This is a genomic window from Paraflavitalea devenefica (assembly GCF_011759375.1).
GTDB lineage: Bacteria > Bacteroidota > Bacteroidia > Chitinophagales > Chitinophagaceae > Paraflavitalea > Paraflavitalea devenefica.
Genome location: NZ_JAARML010000003.1, coordinates 527080 through 547662, shown reverse-complemented (window position 1 = coordinate 547662; position 20583 = coordinate 527080). Strand labels below are relative to the sequence as shown.

The following is a 20583-nucleotide window of genomic DNA, read 5'->3' as shown; positions in this document are numbered from 1 at the left end:
TTTTAACGTAGTTGATAACCAAACATATTTACCAGTTAGCAAATCTAGTAATGCTCGTCAATGATGTCCACGTTCAGCTTGCGCAGCACTGAATCCATGTTCCTAAACTGTGGATTGGGCGAGTAGTCGGTGCTAGGGATAAGCTGAATAGCGGGATAACGCTGTTTGATGGCCCGGGTGAAGGCCTGTAAGCGCTCATTGTATTGCGGGCCCAGTTCTCGTTGTCGATGCCCAGCCATTTCATGTTGAAAGGGGCCGGATGGCCTAATTCGGCTCGTTTCTTTCCCCAAGGATTATTCACATCGCCATTGGCAAATTCTATGATACCCAGCGTGTTCTGGATGTAGGGACCGAGTTGGCCCATGGGCACTACTTCGACGGTGTTGAACTGGCAGTTCATTCCGCAGTTGATGATGGGCATAGGCCCTGCGCCGATGTTTTCAAGTCGAAATAGCCAGCAACCACGGTATTTGTCAACTCTTCATAAACTCATTTAGACAGATCATGTCCAAGCTCCAATTCAAATTTTTCAATAATAATTTTTTCAATCTGCTCATCAAAGCGAAAACGGCCTCTTCCCTGAGCCTGCTTATTAAATGATTCTTTATGAACATCAGACATACTGTCAACATAAATCTTATAAGAACATTGAGCATTATTAAGGACGAAAGTACCCAGGCATACGTTGACCGCTATATCTTTTGCCGACAGAACAAGTTCGACGATTTCAACTCCACAATTTTTGTCAATTATGTGGTGAAGCGTGGCCGACCATTCAGTATGGCTCCCCAGCTCTACCTTAAGGGAGTTCTTGAATATGTCTTGTGTTCATTGTATGTCTTTTAAATATGGAATCGGTTTGTTGTGATCGGTAAGGCTTGTACCACCTTCTAGTTATACCCTGGATTTTGTTTTATATTAGGATTTACTAACAATTCCGCCGCTGGAATCGGGTAAAGGAAATAAAAATTATTTATTGTGCCTTTTGACAGCTCCAGAATTGATTTGCCAAAGCCCCATCTTTTCAAATCAAACCAACGATGTCCCCATTCCGAGAAAAATTCCTTCCTCTTTTCAGATGCAAGCTCTTTCAAAAGCTCCTCACTATCATCTATAACGTTTTTCACAGGAAGTCCAGCTCTTAATCGAATTCTGTTAAGATCATCTAATGCCATTGACAGTTGATTCATTCTTGCATTAGATTCTGCTCTAATAAAGAAAAGCTCTGCATAACGGAAAACCACGTAATATTCATCTATAGATCCTGGTTGACCGTATTTGATCTTGTACTTCGCAGGAAAGTAGAAATGTTGACTTTCTCGCTCAACTGTACCAATCCAAGTTTGCTTTCTTTTATCACTCAAATCAAACGAATTCAGTAATTTATCAGTCAGAAAAAAATTGTAATTGAATCCATTATCAGCATTTTCTATAAAGAAGGTGTTTCCCTCCATTGTGGCATAGGGATCCAAATCAAGCGGCTTAAACTGTAGAATAGATTCTTTACTATTTTTTTTGAATACATTGTTCAAGTCGTCTTCTAATAAATAAAAATTAGTGCTAATAAGTTTATCTGCAAAAAATCTGCTTTTATCCCAATCTCCGACGAAAAGATATACTCTAGCAAGTAGAAATTGAGCTGCAAATTTATTGGGCCGCACTCGTTCAGCAGTTGGATATTCAACAGGAAGTAGGGAGTCCGCCTTCGTTAGATCTTTTAATATTTGTCCATAAACCATTTCCTGGGAAGACCGACCTAGTTGAGAATTTGTCCTCCAATCTGAAGTGGTGGCTATAGGGATATCTCCATATAGATTAAATAAATAGAAATGAATAAATGCTCTTAAGAAAAGAGTTTCACCCACCAATTGATTAGCAGTGTTCTCAGAGAGACTTTTTGAATTCTCCAACCCTTCAATACACATGTTTATTTGATATAGAAAAGCGTAGGCCCGTTGCCACAAATAAAGTATATAACCATTATCCTTCATAAGATCATTTCTCAAAAACTGATTCAAGCTAGGATTGACGCCACCCGGAGTGAGTTCATCAGATGAAAGGCCAGTAAGAACTGTAATACCTCTGTTACAGAAATCAAAAGATGAGATGTTTAAATCATCATTCATTTTACTATATATCCCATTAACAGCCGATACAGCAGATTTATCATCGATAAATACCTTTTCTGTCGTTATTGATGAGATTGGCGGTGCAGGTTCCAATGATCTTCTGCAGGCTACCGATACTATCAACTGCAGGACAAAAACCTTTACTAAAATCGCCTTGGTTAAATATTTAGACATAAGTAGAATTTGAATTTATAAGCTAAATTTTATTCCAGCTACAACCGTTTTAAGAGGCGGCATCATACCGAAGTTTTGAGTTTCAGGATCTACCCCTTTATAATTTGTTATAACAAATATGTTCTGACCCTGAAAGAAAAAACTAAAAGAATTCAATCCAATCTTTTTACTTACTTTATCTTCTAAAGAGTAAGCTATGGAAACGTTAGACAATCTAATAAAAGAAGCATCCGTAAATATTCCATCGGACCCTCTGAAATCGTTATAACTTTGACCACCTGTAGCAGAGAATTTCGCGATAGACGTTATATCACCAGGCTTTTGCCATCTCTTCATAACCTCTTTTGGCATATTCGACATACCTTCAAAACCAGGAGCTGGGTTAATTGAAGCAAATGCATTATAACCCATTTGTTTTGCTATATTAAAGAAAAAATTCACTTGGAATCCCTTCCAAGCAAAGTCACTCCCTAAACCTCCATTAAACTTGGGGAACATTGTGTATTGATATCTATCATCAGATTCCCCTGGATTGGTTGAAATTACTCCATCTTTATTTTTATCCTCGAAAGTATAAAGGCCGGTTTGAGGATCTACTCCAGTAAAATGAAGTAGTCTGATAATACTAAGAGGTTTCCCAATTTCATAAATACTTGCATATGGAGAGCTCTCTAAATTAGGAAACGCAAGAAGTTTGTTTCTATTTTGCCCGGTATTGAACGTGAGCGACCAAGAGAAATTTTTAGTTCTAATAGCCTTTGCATTGATATTTATCTCCCATCCACTATTTTGAACAGTAGCAGGTGAGTTGTTTACTACAGAGGGGAATCCCGAAACAAAGGAAATTGGAACCGAAGTTAATTGATTGCCACACCGGTTTCGATATATTGAGAAAGAAGCAACTATTCGATCGTCAAAAAGACCCAATTCAATTGCGCCTTCCAACATTTTGGTCTCTTGCCACTGATAATTCGGGTTCAATAAATTGACTGATGTGATTGCTACAGCTCCATTATAATTAGGGGTTCTTGTCCATTGACTTAGGTATGCATAATCTCCTACTCCATCGCTTCCCGACAATCCTAAACTGCCACGCAATTTCCCAAAACTCACCACGTTCGAATTCTTTAGAAATCCTTCTTGTGAAAATATCCATGCTCCTGCAACAGAATAAAATGTTCCAAATCTATTTGTGAAGCCAAATTTGGAAGAACCATCACGTCTCACACTTACATTAAGTAAATATTTATTAAACCAATCGTAAGAAATCCGTGCAAAACCTCCAAAATATTTGTATTCGGCGAAATTGTCGCTATTGACCCTGACAGAGCCTGCAGTAAACATAGACCCCATAAGAGCATCACTCGCATAATCTGTTCCAGTTATATAACTACCACTAGTTGTATTTTTTTGGATGCTTGCGCCTAATAGAGTGCTAATTTTATGCTTTCCTAGAAAAAAATTGTAGTTAATCTGCGGCTCTATTATCCAGGTTCTAAGTCTATTGAATCCAAAATCAGTGTAGGATTTTGGATTAAGTTCTGGATTTCTAGATTTAGCAGGAAAGAATTGTATCTGATTGTTGTTCGACTCTGTAAACCCAATGCTTGTTTTTATGCTTGCGCCTTTGAATACCTCATAGTTTAGAATAAGGTTAGAGATCAAGTTATTCCCTATTGAGTTATATGGTTGATAGAGCCTCGCCATCGGATATCGATATTGAAGCGGTACCCATCCTTGCCAGTTTAACTGACCGTCCTTTGTAAACAAGTCTGGAGCATTGGGTAACAATATCGCAATGTCAGGAGAGAGGCTCCGTAAGTTATTCTTCGTACTTGAATAGTTCGCGGACAATTCCACACCAAAATTCTTGGCTATCTTTTGATTGAAATCAAATTGAATACTTCCCCTTTGATTTGCACCGCTCACGGTAAGTACATCTGTAAATCGACTATATGCCCCCCCTAAATAAAACTTCGTCGCTGTATTACCTCCAGATAAACACAGCTGAGCGTCGGATGTTCTGCCTGTACCACCAAATATTATATCTTGCCAATCTATATTTCTTGAGGAATCCCAAATTTTGATATCCGGAACATATGGATCCCAGATTGGATCTTCAAGAACCCAGAGTAAATCATCATTCTTTAACGCTTCCCTTCTCATTTCAAGATACTCCTTGGTACTAAGCATCTCCCACTTTTTTGTAACTTTACTAATCCCCTGTCGAAAGCTACCATTTGTTTGAACTGTCCCAACTCTTGCTTTTTTAGTTGTGATAACAATCACGCCATTCGCCCCTCGGGAACCGTAAATAGATATAGCGTCAGCATCCTTAAATACTTCAATACTCTCTATTGTAGAAGGATCTATACTAAACAATGGACTCTGCCCCAAAGCTGGTCCGCCAAAGCCGCTTGCTAAAACATTACTAGAGTTTCCTGGTCCGGTCACAGTACCGCCTATTACCAAAGGCACGCCATCTATGATATAAAGAGGATCTGAGCTTACACTTCCTCCAGTAGGCAAGTCTATTTGCTGCTTCCCACGCAGAGTCACAGAAACCGGTGCGCTTGCATATCCACTTGTTTGCGATACAACTAGGTTAGCGACCTTTCCCTGAAGGGCTAAAAGCGGATTCATCACGGGTTGCCTTTGAATTTCATCTGCTGAAATCCTAGCAATGTTTCCTGTATTGAGTCTTCGCGTTATTTTTCCATAAGGCCTGACAATAGCTTCATCAAGTTCATTATTCGCTAACTCCATTTTGATCGGAACAGCATTTACGCTTTCGGCTTCTACAGATAACGTTTTATAACCTGTATAAGAAACTAATAATATATCGTCAGGCGACACTCCTGTGATGGAAAACGTCCCATCTATTCCAGCAAGAGTACCTTCTTTTGTCCTTTTGACAATTACGCTGGTTCCAACAAGAGGCTCGCCTTCCTCGTTAATAACGCGGCCCCTCACAACAATTGGGGAAGTATTTATGTTTTGAAAGGTTTCGACTGTAGTATTTTTCTGCTTTATTCTCTTTATAAAAACAGTCTTATCCGCAATCGTAAACTCCAACGGCTGACCCTCCAGGCACTTCTTCATAATAGTTTCTATCGAAACATTTTTCACATCAATAGTCACTGGCCTGGTATCCTTAAGATCTGCCGGACTATACAAAAAAATATAACCGGTTTGTTTCCCGATGGCCTGGAAGACGACGTCTAATCGTACATCCTTACCGGAGAAAGTAACCTGGGCGCCGGAATAGGCGCTAACCTGGAGACAGCATGCGGTGAGTAATACAGCTATAAGTTTCATAGCGCGTTGCAGTTTTGATGCGCCACCCATGTTTGCTACTATGCCCGAAACACAGGAAGCTAACAAAGTCATGGAAATAGTGACCTTGTTATGACAGGGATTGTTCATAACTTTGAAATAGTTTTGGATGAATAATGATGAGCAGACCAATGATCATCAGGAACCAAAACTTTTACAACCGGCAGTGTGACAGCACTTCCGGTTTTATTTTTTAGTTACCTGGGGTGCAGGCATGCAAGAAAACACGCCCTTATTTTTTCCATAAGCAGGCATAATGCGCGAGCGAAACTTCAACACTAAAGGGTAGGTCAGGCGTTTAATGATCGCCATAACGCTTAAGCACAGCTCCACCGTGAAAACACAGTGCGAACTTGCTAACAGACAAAGTGAATAAATAAACTAATGTCCAATCGGAGGTTGTTAAGGAATACAGGTTCAGCCGTCCAGGCTGAAACATCCGAAACAAAAAAGAATTTGGTTGTTGTGGTAATGGTTCGCGTATATAATAGAGGGGAAATGGATAGCATGTTAACGAAGCGGTAACCAATGGCAGTAACCGGCTACATCCTGCGTTGACGTGGCTGGTAAAATGGCAGCGTATGCTGCCCGGGCTACTAATGGGTGCTTTTTTCAATGTGCGGCTTATTTTATAATCATGAACCCGATAGCATCCGGGAAAGCGCGTCCCTTAGGACGCACTTTGACCGTAGCTTTTTGAACAAAAAGAAAACAGCAATCACTCGTTAAAGTATATCTCCTCACTGGTAAAAGTGAATGCTCACAGGACAGTCTATAGTTGTCCCTGGTTTCCTATTTTGTTATCATATCCTGTTTTATGGTTTTTCATGGCATTCCTTGCTTAACATGCAGTGATTTCCCCTGCAGCTCTATACTGATGCCCCCGATTGCTTCAAGCTGTGGCAACACAACAGAGAGGGGGAGGTTCCTTTGCATCTTTCCATAAAAGGGCTTATCTACGGGCACGCCCTGTTCATATTGTACGGCTTCAATATCATACCAACGCTGCAATTGGTGAATCACATCCGATAAAGGAATATTATCAAAAAAGAATTGCTGGCGCGTCCAGGATATAATATTTTCAGCATCCACCGCTTTTAGTGAAAGCGTATGAGGGTCATTTTGAATAATAGCCTGCTGTCCGGGAACTATAATGCGGGAATCCTGGGCAGCGGCGGAAGAAACTTTAACTGACCCCTCTAGTAAACTGGTCAATATCTTTTTGTCCTCCGGGTAATTCGAAATATTGAATTTGGTCCCTAATACCTGGACAGTCGCATCACCTGACTTCACGTAAAAGGGTACTGCCTGGCGGGTTCCCGGAGCAACCATTTTAGCCACCTCGAAATAGGCCTCGCCTGTTAATTCAATCGTTCTATTCCTGGTAAAATTCGAAGGAATATACCGGATAGACGAAGCTGCATTTAACCATACCACGGTTTTATCAGGCAGTATGAGTTTATAATAACCTCCTTTGGGCGTGGCCAGTGTATGTACTTCAGCATTTGACGGGTTGCTCAAAGAACCGGTACTTCCGTCATATAATAATTCTCCGTCAGCCCTTTTTTGTATACCTGCCGATTGCGGAATTAAACCATTTTTTATATCCGCTAAAACAATAACTCTTTCGCCCAACGTAAGCGTGGCTTTTTGCGAGCCGGGTAACAGATCGGGCTGTTGTTGCGGTTTTACGGAAAGATCATTGGGTGATTCACGAAGAGAAGGTTTAAGAAAAAGGTAAGCACAGATGCTTATCAAAGCGATAAAGGAAGCGGCAATGGCCAATTTCCTGGGCCATCCCGGATTCAGCCTCACCACCTTACCATAGGTTGGCTGTTTTCCTTGAATATTTTCCACCGCATATGCATACTCCCTGAGCGTAGCGTGCAAGGATGCTTCATCTGTCATACTTAGAAAAAATGCCTCGTTCCTGGCTGATGCTTTAATCCACTGGTTAAGCTGGGCTTTTTCCGGTTCGGTCAGTTCCTCCCGCAAATGCTTCAGGATCAGCTCTACGGCTAATTGATTGTTTTCGTTCATTGCTTAAAATGTTTCCGGGTACATAGTTCTTCCTATATAACTGTTTTTGGGGTCGACTGTACCGGTCTTTTTTGAAAAAAAATAACGCAGATATAATAGTATCACATAACCAATTGAAAATGAAAGGTATTACTCCAGCAAAACCACCTCAGCTTTCTCCACCCTTACTCCCAATTCGTGTAATTCGCCTATAATTCGTGTTCCCTGTAATTCCTCCTCAATGCCCGTTCCCCCTAGTCCATCTTCATATTGTATCTCCTGCCTTGTTTCCTCGTTGCCTTGCTGCCTCAATGCCTCATTGCCTTCTTCTTCCAATGTCCTCTTGCCCTGGTTCGTGTCCTCACGAACCGATCCGCATTCCAATTCGTGTAATTCGCTTTTAATTTGTGTTTCTATCCTTACCACCTCCAATATCCGCACCGCGCTGCCCTTCACCAACACCTCTTTCCCCTCCACCAGCTTATAAAACTGCATACCCAACGCCTGCACCATCACCTTTCCTTCACCCGGTTCCAGCCAGTGCTCAAAACAGATATCCGCTGGCGTTTTCTTACTGAGCGGCAACAATGCACTCCGCTGCACATCCTGCCTGTAGCCCCGGCAAATGAAATCAATCATTGCCACGCCCGAGATGATACGGAAATGCGTGGCCTCCACCGGAAACCCTTTTCGCTTCCTCGCAATAAAACATGGCAGTTCCGCCCGGCAGACGCCCGTCTCCACATCCAGTTGATGCGTTAATCGCACAGGCAGCGCATACGCCAGCGACAACTGCTTATTAAAATCAAAACCCGTCAGCATACCGGTAGCCCCCTTCGAAGCCCGGCGACTTCCCAAATCACTTTCACCATCCTGCCGGGCCGCCTTACAAAACATGCCATTCATACGCCCATTCAGGGAAGAACCCGTTTTCCCATTCAGTGCTGCACCCAGCGCGTGCCGCAGCAACCGCGTCTTGGATGGCCAATTGAAACTCAGCCGCATTGCGCCGCGTACGTTTAAAATTTTCATGCGTCAGCACCTTTTCCCGGGTAGGCCCAGGTTTCATGCCAGCAATATTACCCTCTGCCGTTTTGCGGAACGTCGTGTCTCCAATCGTTCCGCGGAGCTCAATTAAACTGGTTACTTTTGCCATAAGATTGGGTTTTATCCAAACTTACAACGCCACATACCCCCTTTCCAAATGCGCATGTCCCTTTTCAGTCCAAACCTGCACAAATGGCCGATTTGTCCGTTTTTATACGTCAAAAAAGACACATTATACATCCCGCTTTGCGGGGAAAAAAGAGGTACTTACCAATTAATTTGCGCATAAACATAGTTAAACGATAATTAGACCAGCTACTTTGCTAAAGAAATTATCAACGTAATGACGGATGTTTGAAATAAGTAACTAATAAAATAGCGCCCGTTTTATGGCAGGCGCTATTTTATTTCAGTTTAAGCAATTTTTAATTACCCTGATATCTTCCAGTACCGAATTCAGTACATGGAGCAAAAACATCCGGGTCTGATGAAACTTTATAAAATTTACAGTATTCAGTAGGGAAAAGTATGTTACAACCAGAACCATACAGCACTACAAAAGGCATCCGAAAAGATGCCTTTTGTAGTGGTACAGGTAGCGGTTATGGATTATACGTAAAGCTGACAAGGCCATTGCCCGAAATGATAGTCGATGTAGTGGAAAAAGAAGAGGCGAACGATATTTCCATATCCGAGGTAGTAGTAATATTCCCTACATAATAAGCGCCTTTGTATGTTTTTGTGACGCCATACGGTATTGTGCCGACGGTAAAGCTTTCACCGGCTTCCGCTACAATATAGCCGTTTGCCCACAATCCATTTGTATAGTCCATCAGGTGCACATATGCATACAATTCGTCATTTGTAAGTTCCAGGTCATTTAAATAGGGGAAATGCACGGTGAATTCGAAATAAATGCTGTCGCTGGCATAATATACTTCGCCGATCTCGTGGTAGGGCGACTCAATTGACACATAGGTATCCACGTTTGAAATACTTTGCGCGTGGGCGGCGGCAAACATCGTTACAGCAAAGAGCGTAATGAGGATCTTTTTCATTGGTTTGATCGTTAAAATGCTTAGGCGCCTGCTTATATATAACCCAACAAAGAGCAAGCAGGCATAATCTCCCTGTTGAGTGTTATTAATAAGTAACGTCTTTCTAAATTATTGAATTCTCAACGATTACCGACCTGCTCCATCCTGTACGAATAAACTAAAACAATCTTTTTATAGATATAGTGGTTGAATTGCAAAGTACAGTCTGTAGGTGTTATAAAAAATAAATTCGGATAAACAGGGCGACCAGGAGGAATAACTTTTTTATAAGCAGTCGTGTCCGTAACAAATTGCGCACTTTCGTCAAACTATTTCTTACCGTCTGCTCAGATATATTCAGGGATTGGGCCACCTGCCTGGTAGTTTGCTCCTCCATAATAATGAGCTTTGTAATGGATCGCAGGCGTGGGGATAGTTTATCAATTTCTTTGTAGAGTTCGCTTACAATAAGGGAACGCATCATTTCGAATTGCTGGTCTTCATCAGCCATTCGATCAGCATGTTGCTCAATATCATCAACGGAAACTTCAATATTTCTTTTGGTATTACTGGTATACCTGTTATGATCATAGGCGGAGTTCCGGGAAGTTACATATAGGAAAGCCCGCATGCTGTATACCGACTCAAAATTTTCTTTCAGCAACCAGAGTTTATTGAAGGATACAGAAACGATGTCTTCCGACTCCTGCAGGTCCTTGGTAAGGTTATACGTGTAATAGACCAGGGGGCCATGTAAATCATTAAACAACTGCCCGAAAGCATGGGATGCTTTTCGATGATCCTTGCTTTTGATCATTTCGATCAATGTTTCCATATTGTACCTGGGCAAGGCCATTATAGTTCAGTCATTAATAGGCAAATTACAGATAAATAAGTTATTACTAACTTATAATTAATTAACAGACAATTGATTAACGTAAAGGATGACGATAAACTTCCAGAAGATGAAGGTGTAATAGAAATGGTTACAAGGGGATACTTCCGGCAAGATTAAAAAAAGAAAGCCAGATTATCAGTAGAATTTACGATTAATAAGCAGATTTCCCAAATTTAAATGACAGTAATACGTATCCTAATAAAAAGAAACCGCGCTGTCTTCTTCGTACGTTTGAGTCGTGATGTTACTGTCAGCAACAAAGAAGCAATCTTACCATTTTGCATAATTTTATGCATAAATGTCACCCGTATTTGATGTCCTTCCGTACTCAAACTACATTTGTGTGAAAGACTGTAAAGCCCATTCTGTAACAATACTACCCACCTGTAAAGTTTTTTCAGTACAAAACAAGCATGCGGGAAGCATTGCCTAAGCATGGGGGAAGCATAGCTGAAGCATACCCGAAGCATACCAATAGCATGCTAATAGCGTAAAATAAAATTATCAGCGACTTATGAAAAAGTGGCAGGGTAACTGGCGCCCGTATACCAAAGCTCCCTCAATACTCAGCCCGGCAGGGATACTCGCCCCTCTCACTGGCGCAAGTACGCAGCCCGGCCTCGTGCGGCTGTGTACTCATATCTTACCTTGTGCCCATCGGAAAAGGCTCAGCCGGGGTTCCGCCGCAGGTCCGGCAAGGATGCGGTATAGGTCCTCCCACCTGGTCGTAAGCCAGAGACAAGCCAGTAGCAAGATAATAGCAAGACAATAGTAAGAGAACAAGCCTCAAATGCAGGCGGGACGCGGAAATCCCTGCTGAGGGGGTTGAACACCAACACGTAGGAAGGATGCAGAAAAACAATATAAGCCGCTGTTATTCATATAAATGGAAGATACAAAAACTACCATAAAAAACCAAATATCAATGCGACACTCAGGTCAATAGAAATACTCCCCAACCAGGTTCCCGGCAACCCACAGGCTGCAAAAACCGGCACAACCAGCAGTTGCTCCATCACATATTTATGTCTGAACCAGGGAGAAAATATTCGGTTATTTTTGTTGCCTTTTGTACAACGTTTGCGTCTAATCCAGTGTCAATAGCAAATAATGGCCAGCGCCCTGTTCTTCACACCCTCCGGACAGGCCGGCCAATGGATCAAGAATGAATACACCCTCCATTTAAGATTCCCACCCAATCCATTATTGGCGTAATGGTACTGTTAAGGTATCCTTATGCCCGATAGTATAACGCTGTAACAAGCGTCTGTGTAATCCTATATTACACGGGCACACTTATTAAGTATAGTATCATGAATAAGCAACCATCCATGTATGCCCTTACCGGGCAATACCACACCGTCTGCCTGCCCGGCAGCAAACACTGTAACTTGCGGGGTATATCGGTTTTCTTATTCCTTTCCCTATGTATGATCACCTTTCTTTCGGGATTCAGAAAAGAACAAAGCAGCATCGTGCTCCCCGAAAAAAGGGCATTGGCCTATACCACCATCAGCACAACAGTTACACCAGTTAAGCAAGCCAAACGTCAAAAGCTTTTCTCTTTTGAATATGCCGGCTTTATTTATTGTAAAGTAGTGATCACTTCCGCCGATCCGGAAGCGCTGTTTTTTGCCAACATTGACATTACCACTTCTATACCATAATTAATATAACCAGGGGGCGGGGCTTCATACAGGCTGCTTCCATACAGGGGCAGCCTTCTTTTTTAACCGTGAGATGGCATGATTTTTAAGCAGTCATTGTTAAAAAATCCGTGGAGCATATTACCAATACCATTGTATGGGAAGGGCTTGACCGGAAAAGCATGGAATGCCTGCACTGGCAGGAACAGGAGAATGGCTATATCATTAACAGTCATCTTACCGGTGTGATGGACAATGTGCCCTTTGCCATTCACTACCGCATAGAAACGGATAAGGGCTGGCAGGTACGCCATTTCCGGGTGAACAACCTCCATAATACAACTCAATACCTGGAATTGTACAGCGATACCAAAGGCAACTGGTTTGACAATGACAAGCCTGTTGAAGAGCTCGCCGGTTGTATTGATATCGACATCACGCTTACACCTTTTACAAATACATTGCCCATCCGGCGTATTGATTATCCCCACCGGGAACGGGTATTTATAAACGTGCTGTATATCACGCTGCCGGCATTCACGATGGAAAAAGTGGTGCAGCAATACACGAAGATTTATGAATATTATTATTCGTTTGCCCTTGACGATTTCAAAGCGGAATTACCGGTAGATGAAAACTATTTCGTGATAGATTACCCCGGGCTGTTTAAAAGGCTGTATCCTGTTTAGGCAGGCGCTTTTGGCAGCAGGAGCCAAATGATGGCGCCCCTGCAAAATGCTATCATATTTTAATGAGTTACTATCTGGCAGTTGTAATTCTGAAGTATTTCGTAAGTTGTAGCATCAAACTCTAAACGGGCGATTTCTTGAATGAGCAGGAACTGATACTACTTCTCCGGCAGGGCGATGAGCTGGCATTTAAAACGTTGGTAGAAAGTTACCAGGATATGGTATATAATACTGCCCTTGGCGTGGTCCAAAGCGAACCTGATGCAGAAGATGTAGCCCAGGAAGTGTTTATCCAGGTATACAAATCAATCGATCAGTTTAAAGGAGATGCACGCTTATCTACCTGGATCTACCGCATTACCACTACCAAGGCTTTAGACCATATCCGGAGCAAAAAGCGGAAGAAACGGTTTGCATTCCTGACCAGCCTGTTTGGGGCAGACAATGAGTTGCTGCACGACCCGGTTGATTTTTATCATCCCGGGGTGGTGCTGGACAGGAAGCAGCAGGCAGCCCTCTTGTTCAAGGCTATTGAACAGCTGCCTGAAAATCAAAAAACAGCATTTACCCTCCACAAGGCAGAAGAGCTTAGTTACCAGGAAATTGCAGAGGTCATGGGGCTTTCGGTCTCGGCGGTGGAATCCTTGCTTTTCCGGGCCAGGCAAAACCTGCGGAAAATACTGGAAAAACATTCCCGGCAAGGGGACTGATATTCGCAGGTTTCCTAATCTGATATCGTCAAATAAGATAGTTTACATAAATTACAGCATCATGTCAACCAAGCCGAACAACCCCAAAGAGATCGACGAGGTGCTCAACAGCCTGGAGGGTATCCAAAGGGCCAAGGCTCCGGCGTTCTTTTATACCCGTCTCCGGGGACGGATGGAACGGGAATTGGAAAATACAGGCGGCCCCCTGGTGCGGCTGCTTGCCAGGCCGGCATTGGCCCTTAGCCTGGCCGCTATTATCCTTATTCTGAATGCTACGGCCATTATGAAAATGTGGCACGAGGAGAAAACCTTACCCACTGAAAGCGCGCAACAACAATTATTGGCATCCGACTACCCTATGGGTACGTACCCCGTATATGATGAAACCCCTGTAGTACCATGACGAAATTTCCGAGGCAGAAGTGGTTACTGTTATTAGTAGCGATATTATTGGTAACCAACATCATTACTTTGTCTTTTTACTGGTCCATGAAGCCGGCAGACCGTCCCCGCAACAATGATGGCGGCGACAGGCAGAAACGCATGGGACAGTTCATGGTCAATGAGTTGAAGCTCGATAAAGAACAGGAAACCATTTACTGGCAATTAAGAGATACGATGATGAGCCGGCAAAAGCCGCTCATGGACTCCATCCGCAATACCAAAAAGAGGTTCTTTGATCTGCTGAAAGAACCTGCCCCACAGGATTCCGTCCTGCAGGCAAAAGCAGATGAGATCGGCGCCTTACAAAAACAATTGGACCTCATTACCTTCCAGCATTTCCAGCAGGTACGCGCACTGTGCAAACCCGAACAGGTATTGAAATTCGATACGGTTATTAAAGAGATCGTAAACCGTATGACAGGGGCCTGGCGCAATCCCGGAAAGCAGGGAGCCTCCAAAGACTCCGCAGCAGTAAAAAAATAATCCCTTTCGCAGCATTGCTATTTACACCACGGTTTACGCCCGTTACGGGTTAAATCATGCCTACCACCAAGAGGGTATTGTCTTCCCTTTCAAACGGCTGTTACTTTGCAGGTATTAACACACCTTTAAAGCAGCATTATGAAAAATAACTGGTTGCCTGCACTATTGGCCTGTATCATTGCCTTGCCCGGTAGGGCACAAGATTGCAAAAGCTTTTATTTCCTGCAGAATAACAAGACCATTGAAATGACCATCTACAACAAGAAGGGCGATGAAAATGGTAAACAGGTATATGCAGTAACAGATGTAAAAAATGGCGGTGGCACCCTCACAGGCCAGCTTAACTCAGAAATGTTTGACAGGAAAGGAAAGTCTTTTGCCAAAGCTAAAGGTACTATCCAGTGTAAAAGCGGGGTGATGATGGTGGACATGAAGATGTCTTTACCGGCTGCCCAGCAGGAGCAGTTTGGTACCACAGAAGCCAAAGCCGATAATATCTATATAGAATACCCTGCTGCTATGAAAGTGGGCGATGAGCTTAAAGACGCCAGTATGAATATAGAAGTAGAGAATAAGGGCATGAAACAATCAGTGATCATGGTGGTCAATAACCGTAAGGTAGAAGGCAAGGAATCAGTAACTACGTCTGCAGGTACCTGGGAGTGTTATAAAATATCTTACAAAAGCAAGATTACCATTAAGACCATGGGTATTGGCATACCGGTGAATATAGAAGGTACCGAATGGTTTGCGCCCGGCTTTGGGATCGTTAAAACACAAAGCAAACATGGCGGCACGGCTATTACCGCTATTAAGTAATACGCTTGCGCGCATTTAAGCTTTCTTCGGCTCTCTTTCAATGATGTTCCAGAACTGCTCTACCCTGGCCGTCCAGGTATTGGTAGACGCCACCTTGATGCGCGCCTGCCTGCGTGTTTCATTGTGTTCTGTGATGGCCTTATCAATGGTTTGCAGGAATTCCTCATGACTATCTACTACATAAGCAACATCGCGGAAGGTATAGATGTCTTCTGAGAAATGGGTGGCGATTACCGGCTTACCGGCTGCCAGGTATTCATTGATTTTGAGGGGATAGATACTTTTGGTAAGTGTATTCTTTTTAAAAGGAATAATCACGCAATCAAAGTACTGCAGGTAATTGGGCAGCTCTGTGATCTTGCGCGGGCCGGCGAAGATCACATTGGGCAGGGTATCAAGCCCCACGGCTTTGTGTTCATCGCCCTGCACAGGCCCTACCAGGAACAGGATCTTGTCCTTATGGTATTCTGCTATCTTCTTCAGCAGTTCAAAGTCCGACCGGTATTCAATACTGCCGGTATAACCAATGATGGGCTGGGTAATGTTTTGCAGTTCCGGCGGCTTGGGTAATACTTCCGTAGCAGCCTTTTTGAAAATGTCAATATCGGCTGCATTGGGATGAAAATACACGTTGGGCGAAAAGGCCGACTTCAACCTGGTAAGCTCTTTAGAGGTACACAACGTATAATCGAAGTTACGGATGATCTCTTCCTCCAGTCGCGTGCCATGCCGGTTGGAATAAGCCACCTGTGAAATATCATCCATCGATTGGTAGATGGTACGCAAAGGCTTAATATCAGGCGGAATGCTGCGTACGAAATAAGGGTCGAAGAAATTAACGTATATAAAGTCTTTGAGCTGATAATCTTTTATTACCCGGCGGATCGCTTTCAGTACAATCCGGTCATTGTATTTCGATAGGGTGTTGTACAGGATGCCCGGTGGCAGGAAGTTAACAGGAAGGGTAAGCTGTGAAGTAACCACCGTTAAATTAGCAGGCAGCGAAGGCGGGTTGGCATAAATGTTTTTGCCTTTTAATAAAGCGTCTTTCCGCGGCCGGGTGAACTTGTTGTATTGAGACTGCCGGTAATCCTGCCAGGAGAAGGGATGCTCTACATAAAATACCCGGTTGTTCCTGGCAAATTCAATGGCCAATGCCAGTGCCGGTGAAGATATTTCGGAATCCCATCGGGAAAGGGTAAAGCAGATAATATCGCAGTTTCTGTTCATGTTATAACAAATGCGTCAAACAACGTTGCAGGCTCTCCTTCCAGTGGGGTATTTCCAATTGGTAGGCAGCCTGTATCTTATGCGTATCCAGTAAAGAAAAAGCCGGTCTTTTGGCAGGTGTAGGATATTGAGCGGAAGGAATGGGATTGACCACACAGGCGCTGCCAGACAGCTCTTTGATGGCCACGGCAAAATCATACCAGCTAATACGCCCTTGATTGCTGTAGTGATAAATGCCAGGTTGCCAGTTCCCGGTTACCATTTGCTGGTCGCCCGCTTCTGTATTCTGTATTCTGTATTCTGAATTCTTCCTCACTATCTCCAATATCGCTTTTGCCAGATCACCCGCATAGGTAGGCGCACCGATCTGGTCATTCACCACATTGATGGCGGGGCGCTCTTTCATCAGCCGCAACATGGTCTTCACAAAATTGTTACCATGCTCAGCATATACCCAGGCAGTGCGGATGATCACAGCTTCGGGATTGTATAGCAAACACAGGGCTTCACCGCGCAACTTGGAAAGCCCATATACATTGGCAGGATTGGTACGGTCATCTTCCTTATAAGGTTCCGGTGAGGTACCATCAAATACATAATCCGTGGAAATATGAATGAACCGGGTACCGTACTTCTTGCAAGCTGATGCCAGTACCCCCACAGCATCACCATTCACCAGGAAAGCAGTATCCTTATCTGTTTCTGCCTTGTCTACAGCAGTATAAGCAGCCGCATTAATACAATAGGCAGGCTTAACCACATCAAAGTACTGGCTTACCAGTTCAAACCGGTGAATGGGCAGCTCATCTTTGGTGAGGAAGATAAAATCAAAGGAAGGATAGGCGGCCGGCAAAGCTTTGAGCGAAGTGCCTACCTGGCCATTGGCGCCTGTAACAAGTATTTTGGGCTTTGCCATAAGCAATGATTATCCTTCAAAAACAAAATTATTTTTACAATCGGCCAGTCCGGGCTGCTTTATATCCTTATCGGATATAATAGCTTTATCCGGCGCTATTTTCCAGTCTATCTGTAAGGCAGGATCATTATACAGGATGCCGCCTTCACTCTCCTTATTATAGAAAGCATCGCATTTATACAATACTTCCGCCGTTTCACTCAGCACAGAAAAACCATGGGCAAAACCGGCCGGTATGTACAATTGCTTTTTATTCTGTGCAGATAGTTCCAGCGCATATACCTTACCAAAAGTGGGAGATCCCTTACGGATATCCACGGCTACATCCAGTATTACACCACTCAGTACGCGCACCAGTTTGATCTGTGCATGCGGCGACAACTGGTAATGCAATCCCCGGATAACACCGTAGGAAGAGCAGGATTGGTTGTCCTGTACAAACTTGGTGGTAATGCCCTGTTGGGCAAAAGCCTTCTCGTTATAGGCTTCGTAAAAATAACCCCGGCTATCTTCAAATACAGTGGGTTCAAAAACTAACAATCCCGGTAATCCTGTTTCAATAAAAGGCATGAGAATAATAGGTGTTTATCGCTTTGCGTATTGCTCGTTGTAATAATGCTGGTAATCGCCGGACGTAACGTGCTTTACCCACTCTTCATGTTGCAGGTACCAGTCTACCGTTTTCTCCAATCCTTCCTCAAACTGCAGGGAAGGGCTCCATCCCAGTTCTTTATTCAGTTTGGTAGCGTCGATGGCATAGCGCAGGTCGTGACCGGGTCTGTCGGTGACATACGTGATCAGTTTTGCAGAAGCGCCCGCTGCACGGCCCAGCTTTTTGTCCATGATGTTGCACAGCAAATGCACCAGGTCAAGATTCTTCCACTCATTAAAGCCGCCGATATTGTATTTCTCACCATTCTTTCCTTTATGGAAAATGGTATCAATAGCGCGGGCATGATCTTCTACATACAACCAGTCGCGCACATTTTCCCCCTTGCCATACACGGGCAGCGGCTTATTGTTCTTGATATTATTGATCATGAGCGGTATCAGCTTCTCCGGGAAGTGATGAGAGCCATAATTGTTGGAACAATTGCTCATGATCACCGGTAAGCCATACGTATGGTGATAGGCCATTACAAAATGATCGGAAGAGGCTTTGGAAGCTGAATAGGGTGAACGCGGGTCATACGCCGTTTCTTCTGTGAAGAAGCCGGTTTCGCCCAGTGAACCATATACTTCATCGGTAGATACATGGTAAAAAAGCTTGCTGCTCATCTCTTCTTTCCAATACTGGCGACAGGTATTCAGCAGTGTTACCGTACCCAGTACGTTGGTGCGTACAAAGGCCAGCGGATCAATGATGGAACGGTCCACATGGCTTTCTGCCGCCAGGTGGAGGACGCCGTCAAAACCATACTGCTCAAATAAGGCCGCTATTCTTTTCTCATCCGTAATATCCCCTTTCTCAAACACATAATTGGGTTTGTCCTGCACATCGGTGAGGTTCTCCAGGTTGCCCGCATAAGTGAGGGCATCGAGGTTTACAATACGGTATGACGGGTATTTGTTTACAAATAACCGCACTACATGCGAGCCGATAAAACCGGCCCCGCCTGTGATCATGATGGTTTTACTATAATTAGCCATTACAAACTCCAGTATTTTCTGCTGGTGATAGTATTTTTATAAATTCCTTTCAGGTCGGCAATCATGGCATGCTCCCGTGTCATGGCAGCAAAATCGGCATCCTTCAACGTAGTATAAGGTTTATGCGGAACAGTGACAATTACGGCATCGTAATCCACCGCCGGCTGTTTTACCAGGTGCAACCCATATTCTTCATGCACTTCATCCGTTTCTGCATAAGGGTCTTCCATATCCACCTGTATATTGAACGCCAGTAGTTCTTTTACGGTATCAACGATCTTCGAATTCCGGATATCACTCACGTTTTCCTTGAACGTAACTCCCTTCACCAATACCTTAGGATCATTGGAATTACGCAATACGTGGGTAATGATCTTACGGGCCACATACCTGGCCATATCATCATTGATGAACCGGCTGGCCGTAATCACCTTCGACTCATAGCCCAGTGAAGCCGCCTTGTAGGTAAGGTAGTAAGGGTCTACCCCGATACAATGCCCGCCTACCAGTCCCGGCTGGAACTTCAGGAAGTTCCATTTGGTGCCCGCCGCTTCAATCACTTCATAAGTATTCACGCCCATGCGGTCAAAAATGAGCGACAGCTCATTCATCAGGGCTATATTCAGATCACGCTGCGTATTCTCTACAATTTTGGAAGCCTCTGCTACTTTGATGGAAGAAGCCCGGTGTACACCGGCATCTACCACCAGTTCATAGATCTTTGCTACCTGCTCCAGTGCTTCCGCATCACTGCCCGATACGACTTTGATCACGGTACGCAGGGTATGTTTTTTATCACCGGGATTAATACGTTCCGGTGAATAGCCCAGTTTGAAATCTATGCCCAGCTTTAAGCCAGACATTTTTTCCAGCACTGGTAAGCAATCCTCTTCTGTACAACCGGGATAAGTGGTGGACTCATAGACCACATAATCCCCTTTCTTCAACACTTTGCCCACTGTTTCTGAAGCACTGATCAAAGGCTTCAGGTCGGGCACATTATACTTATCAACCGGCGTAGGCACCGCTACTATAAAAAAGCTGGCCTGTTTTAATACTTCCAGGCTGTCTGTGAAAACGATATTGGCGCCTTTGAACTCGTCGGCTGTTACTTCTTTACTGGGATCAATGCCCTGCTGCATCATCTCAATCCGCTTCGCATTGATATCAAAACCGATAACCGGTACTTTGCGGGCAAATTCCAAGGCTATTGGTAACCCAACATAGCCTAAGCCAATAACAGCTAACCGGGCTTTCTGATCAACTAAATCCTGGTACATGATGGTATTGAATTTATAAAACCTGACAAGTTACATAATCCCGCTACGCGGAACAAGCACTGTCAGGTTTTTGCAA

19 protein-coding genes and 1 pseudogene are annotated in these 20583 nt (G+C 43.7%); 6 read left to right on the top strand and 14 right to left on the bottom strand.

The genetic code is table 11. The annotated features are described in order from the left end of the window. Positions 1-44 precede the first annotated feature (44 nt). The 9 genes and pseudogenes from HB364_RS20575 to HB364_RS20545 all read right to left on the bottom strand — a co-directional run bounded on the left by HB364_RS20575 (position 45) and on the right by HB364_RS20545 (position 10577). Positions 45-239: a hypothetical protein gene (locus tag HB364_RS20575; RefSeq protein WP_167290207.1), complete on the bottom strand. Its 195-nt coding sequence runs from the start codon at positions 237-239 to the stop codon at positions 45-47. Between the two features lie 29 nt (positions 240-268). After that, a pseudogene (locus HB364_RS33665) lies at positions 269-400 on the bottom strand (hypothetical protein); the annotation flags it as partial. Positions 401-489: 89 nt separating this feature from the next. After that, entirely contained in the window at positions 490-621 is a 132-nt protein-coding gene (locus HB364_RS33400; protein ID WP_262889811.1) for a hypothetical protein, read from the bottom strand. A 269-nt stretch (positions 622-890) separates the two neighbouring features. Further along, the gene (locus HB364_RS20570; RefSeq protein WP_167290206.1) at positions 891-2303 is read right to left on the bottom strand and encodes a RagB/SusD family nutrient uptake outer membrane protein; all 1413 of its coding nucleotides are present in this window, start codon (positions 2301-2303) and stop codon (positions 891-893) included. Positions 2304-2318: 15 nt separating this feature from the next. Then, positions 2319-5621 carry a SusC/RagA family TonB-linked outer membrane protein gene (locus HB364_RS20565; protein WP_167290205.1) on the bottom strand — a complete coding sequence of 1101 codons (3303 nt, stop codon included), beginning with the start codon at positions 5619-5621 and terminating at the stop codon, positions 2319-2321. 843 nt (positions 5622-6464) lie between these two features. Further along, entirely contained in the window at positions 6465-7679 is a 1215-nt protein-coding gene (locus tag HB364_RS20560; RefSeq protein ID WP_167290204.1) for a FecR family protein, read from the bottom strand. Positions 7680-7808: 129 nt separating this feature from the next. Then, a complete protein-coding gene (locus HB364_RS20555; protein WP_167290203.1) occupies positions 7809-8690 on the bottom strand; it encodes a hypothetical protein in 882 nt (293 codons plus the stop codon). Between the two features lie 617 nt (positions 8691-9307). Beyond that, entirely contained in the window at positions 9308-9763 is a 456-nt protein-coding gene (locus HB364_RS20550; protein WP_167290202.1) for a hypothetical protein, read from the bottom strand. Between the two features lie 214 nt (positions 9764-9977). Beyond that, entirely contained in the window at positions 9978-10577 is a 600-nt protein-coding gene (locus HB364_RS20545) for an RNA polymerase sigma factor (RefSeq protein ID WP_262889810.1), read from the bottom strand. A 1376-nt stretch (positions 10578-11953) separates the two neighbouring features. On the opposite strand from HB364_RS20545, the gene HB364_RS20540 reads away from it, so the two are divergent. The 6 genes from HB364_RS20540 (at position 11954) to HB364_RS20515 (ending at position 15431) form a co-directional block, all read left to right on the top strand. Further along, positions 11954-12307 (top strand): hypothetical protein, encoded by a 354-nt coding sequence (locus HB364_RS20540; protein WP_167290200.1) that lies wholly within the window; start codon positions 11954-11956, stop codon positions 12305-12307. A gap of 110 nt (positions 12308-12417) precedes the next feature. Further along, entirely contained in the window at positions 12418-12975 is a 558-nt protein-coding gene (locus HB364_RS20535; RefSeq protein WP_167290199.1) for a putative glycolipid-binding domain-containing protein, read from the top strand. A 137-nt stretch (positions 12976-13112) separates the two neighbouring features. Next, on the top strand, positions 13113-13685 hold the full coding sequence (locus HB364_RS20530; protein WP_167290198.1) for an RNA polymerase sigma factor: 573 nt from the start codon (positions 13113-13115) through the stop codon (positions 13683-13685). Between the two features lie 61 nt (positions 13686-13746). After that, complete coding sequence (locus tag HB364_RS20525; protein WP_167290197.1) at positions 13747-14088, top strand: hypothetical protein; 342 nt, start codon at positions 13747-13749, stop codon at positions 14086-14088. Further along, on the top strand, positions 14085-14612 hold the full coding sequence (locus HB364_RS20520) for a periplasmic heavy metal sensor (RefSeq protein WP_167290196.1): 528 nt from the start codon (positions 14085-14087) through the stop codon (positions 14610-14612). Before HB364_RS20525 ends, HB364_RS20520 begins: the two co-directional genes overlap by 4 nt. A 138-nt stretch (positions 14613-14750) precedes the next feature. Beyond that, positions 14751-15431: a TapB family protein gene (locus tag HB364_RS20515; protein WP_167290195.1), complete on the top strand. Its 681-nt coding sequence runs from the start codon at positions 14751-14753 to the stop codon at positions 15429-15431. Positions 15432-15446: 15 nt separating this feature from the next. Here the strand turns inward: HB364_RS20515 and HB364_RS20510 are convergent, their stop codons facing one another. From HB364_RS20510 to HB364_RS20490, 5 genes are read right to left on the bottom strand one after another with little or no spacing between them, the layout of a single operon-like run. Next, on the bottom strand, positions 15447-16661 hold the full coding sequence (locus HB364_RS20510) for a glycosyltransferase (protein ID WP_167290194.1): 1215 nt from the start codon (positions 16659-16661) through the stop codon (positions 15447-15449). A 1-nt stretch (position 16662) separates the two neighbouring features. Further along, entirely contained in the window at positions 16663-17577 is a 915-nt protein-coding gene (rfbD, locus tag HB364_RS20505; RefSeq protein ID WP_167290193.1) for a dTDP-4-dehydrorhamnose reductase, read from the bottom strand. Between the two features lie 9 nt (positions 17578-17586). Continuing rightward, on the bottom strand, positions 17587-18147 hold the full coding sequence (rfbC, locus tag HB364_RS20500; protein ID WP_167290192.1) for a dTDP-4-dehydrorhamnose 3,5-epimerase: 561 nt from the start codon (positions 18145-18147) through the stop codon (positions 17587-17589). 15 nt (positions 18148-18162) lie between these two features. Beyond that, the gene (gene rfbB, locus HB364_RS20495; protein ID WP_246228557.1) at positions 18163-19227 is read right to left on the bottom strand and encodes a dTDP-glucose 4,6-dehydratase; all 1065 of its coding nucleotides are present in this window, start codon (positions 19225-19227) and stop codon (positions 18163-18165) included. After that, complete coding sequence (locus tag HB364_RS20490) at positions 19227-20507, bottom strand: nucleotide sugar dehydrogenase (protein WP_167290191.1); 1281 nt, start codon at positions 20505-20507, stop codon at positions 19227-19229. The genes rfbB and HB364_RS20490 overlap by 1 nt, the downstream gene beginning before the upstream one ends. Between the last annotated feature and the right edge of the window lie 76 nt (positions 20508-20583).

Coding starts and splice junctions, on each gene's coding strand:
- HB364_RS20490 (WP_167290191.1), bottom strand. CDS start 20,507: ATGTACCAGGATTTAGTTGATCAGAAAGCCCGGTTAGCTGTTATTGGC.
- HB364_RS20565 (WP_167290205.1), bottom strand. CDS start 5,621: ATGAAACTTATAGCTGTATTACTCACCGCATGCTGTCTCCAGGTTAGC.
- HB364_RS20520 (WP_167290196.1), top strand. CDS start 14,085: ATGACGAAATTTCCGAGGCAGAAGTGGTTACTGTTATTAGTAGCGATA.
- HB364_RS20510 (WP_167290194.1), bottom strand. CDS start 16,661: ATGAACAGAAACTGCGATATTATCTGCTTTACCCTTTCCCGATGGGAT.
- HB364_RS20545 (WP_262889810.1), bottom strand. CDS start 10,577: ATGGAAACATTGATCGAAATGATCAAAAGCAAGGATCATCGAAAAGCA.
- HB364_RS20525 (WP_167290197.1), top strand. CDS start 13,747: ATGTCAACCAAGCCGAACAACCCCAAAGAGATCGACGAGGTGCTCAAC.
- rfbB (WP_246228557.1), bottom strand. CDS start 19,227: ATGGCTAATTATAGTAAAACCATCATGATCACAGGCGGGGCCGGTTTT.
- HB364_RS20560 (WP_167290204.1), bottom strand. CDS start 7,679: ATGAACGAAAACAATCAATTAGCCGTAGAGCTGATCCTGAAGCATTTG.
- rfbC (WP_167290192.1), bottom strand. CDS start 18,147: ATGCCTTTTATTGAAACAGGATTACCGGGATTGTTAGTTTTTGAACCC.
- HB364_RS20570 (WP_167290206.1), bottom strand. CDS start 2,303: ATGTCTAAATATTTAACCAAGGCGATTTTAGTAAAGGTTTTTGTCCTG.
- HB364_RS20540 (WP_167290200.1), top strand. CDS start 11,954: ATGAATAAGCAACCATCCATGTATGCCCTTACCGGGCAATACCACACC.
- HB364_RS20575 (WP_167290207.1), bottom strand. CDS start 239: ATGGCTGGGCATCGACAACGAGAACTGGGCCCGCAATACAATGAGCGC.
- HB364_RS20515 (WP_167290195.1), top strand. CDS start 14,751: ATGAAAAATAACTGGTTGCCTGCACTATTGGCCTGTATCATTGCCTTG.
- HB364_RS20550 (WP_167290202.1), bottom strand. CDS start 9,763: ATGAAAAAGATCCTCATTACGCTCTTTGCTGTAACGATGTTTGCCGCC.
- HB364_RS20555 (WP_167290203.1), bottom strand. CDS start 8,690: ATGAAAATTTTAAACGTACGCGGCGCAATGCGGCTGAGTTTCAATTGG.
- HB364_RS33400 (WP_262889811.1), bottom strand. CDS start 621: ATGTCTGATGTTCATAAAGAATCATTTAATAAGCAGGCTCAGGGAAGA.
- rfbD (WP_167290193.1), bottom strand. CDS start 17,577: ATGGCAAAGCCCAAAATACTTGTTACAGGCGCCAATGGCCAGGTAGGC.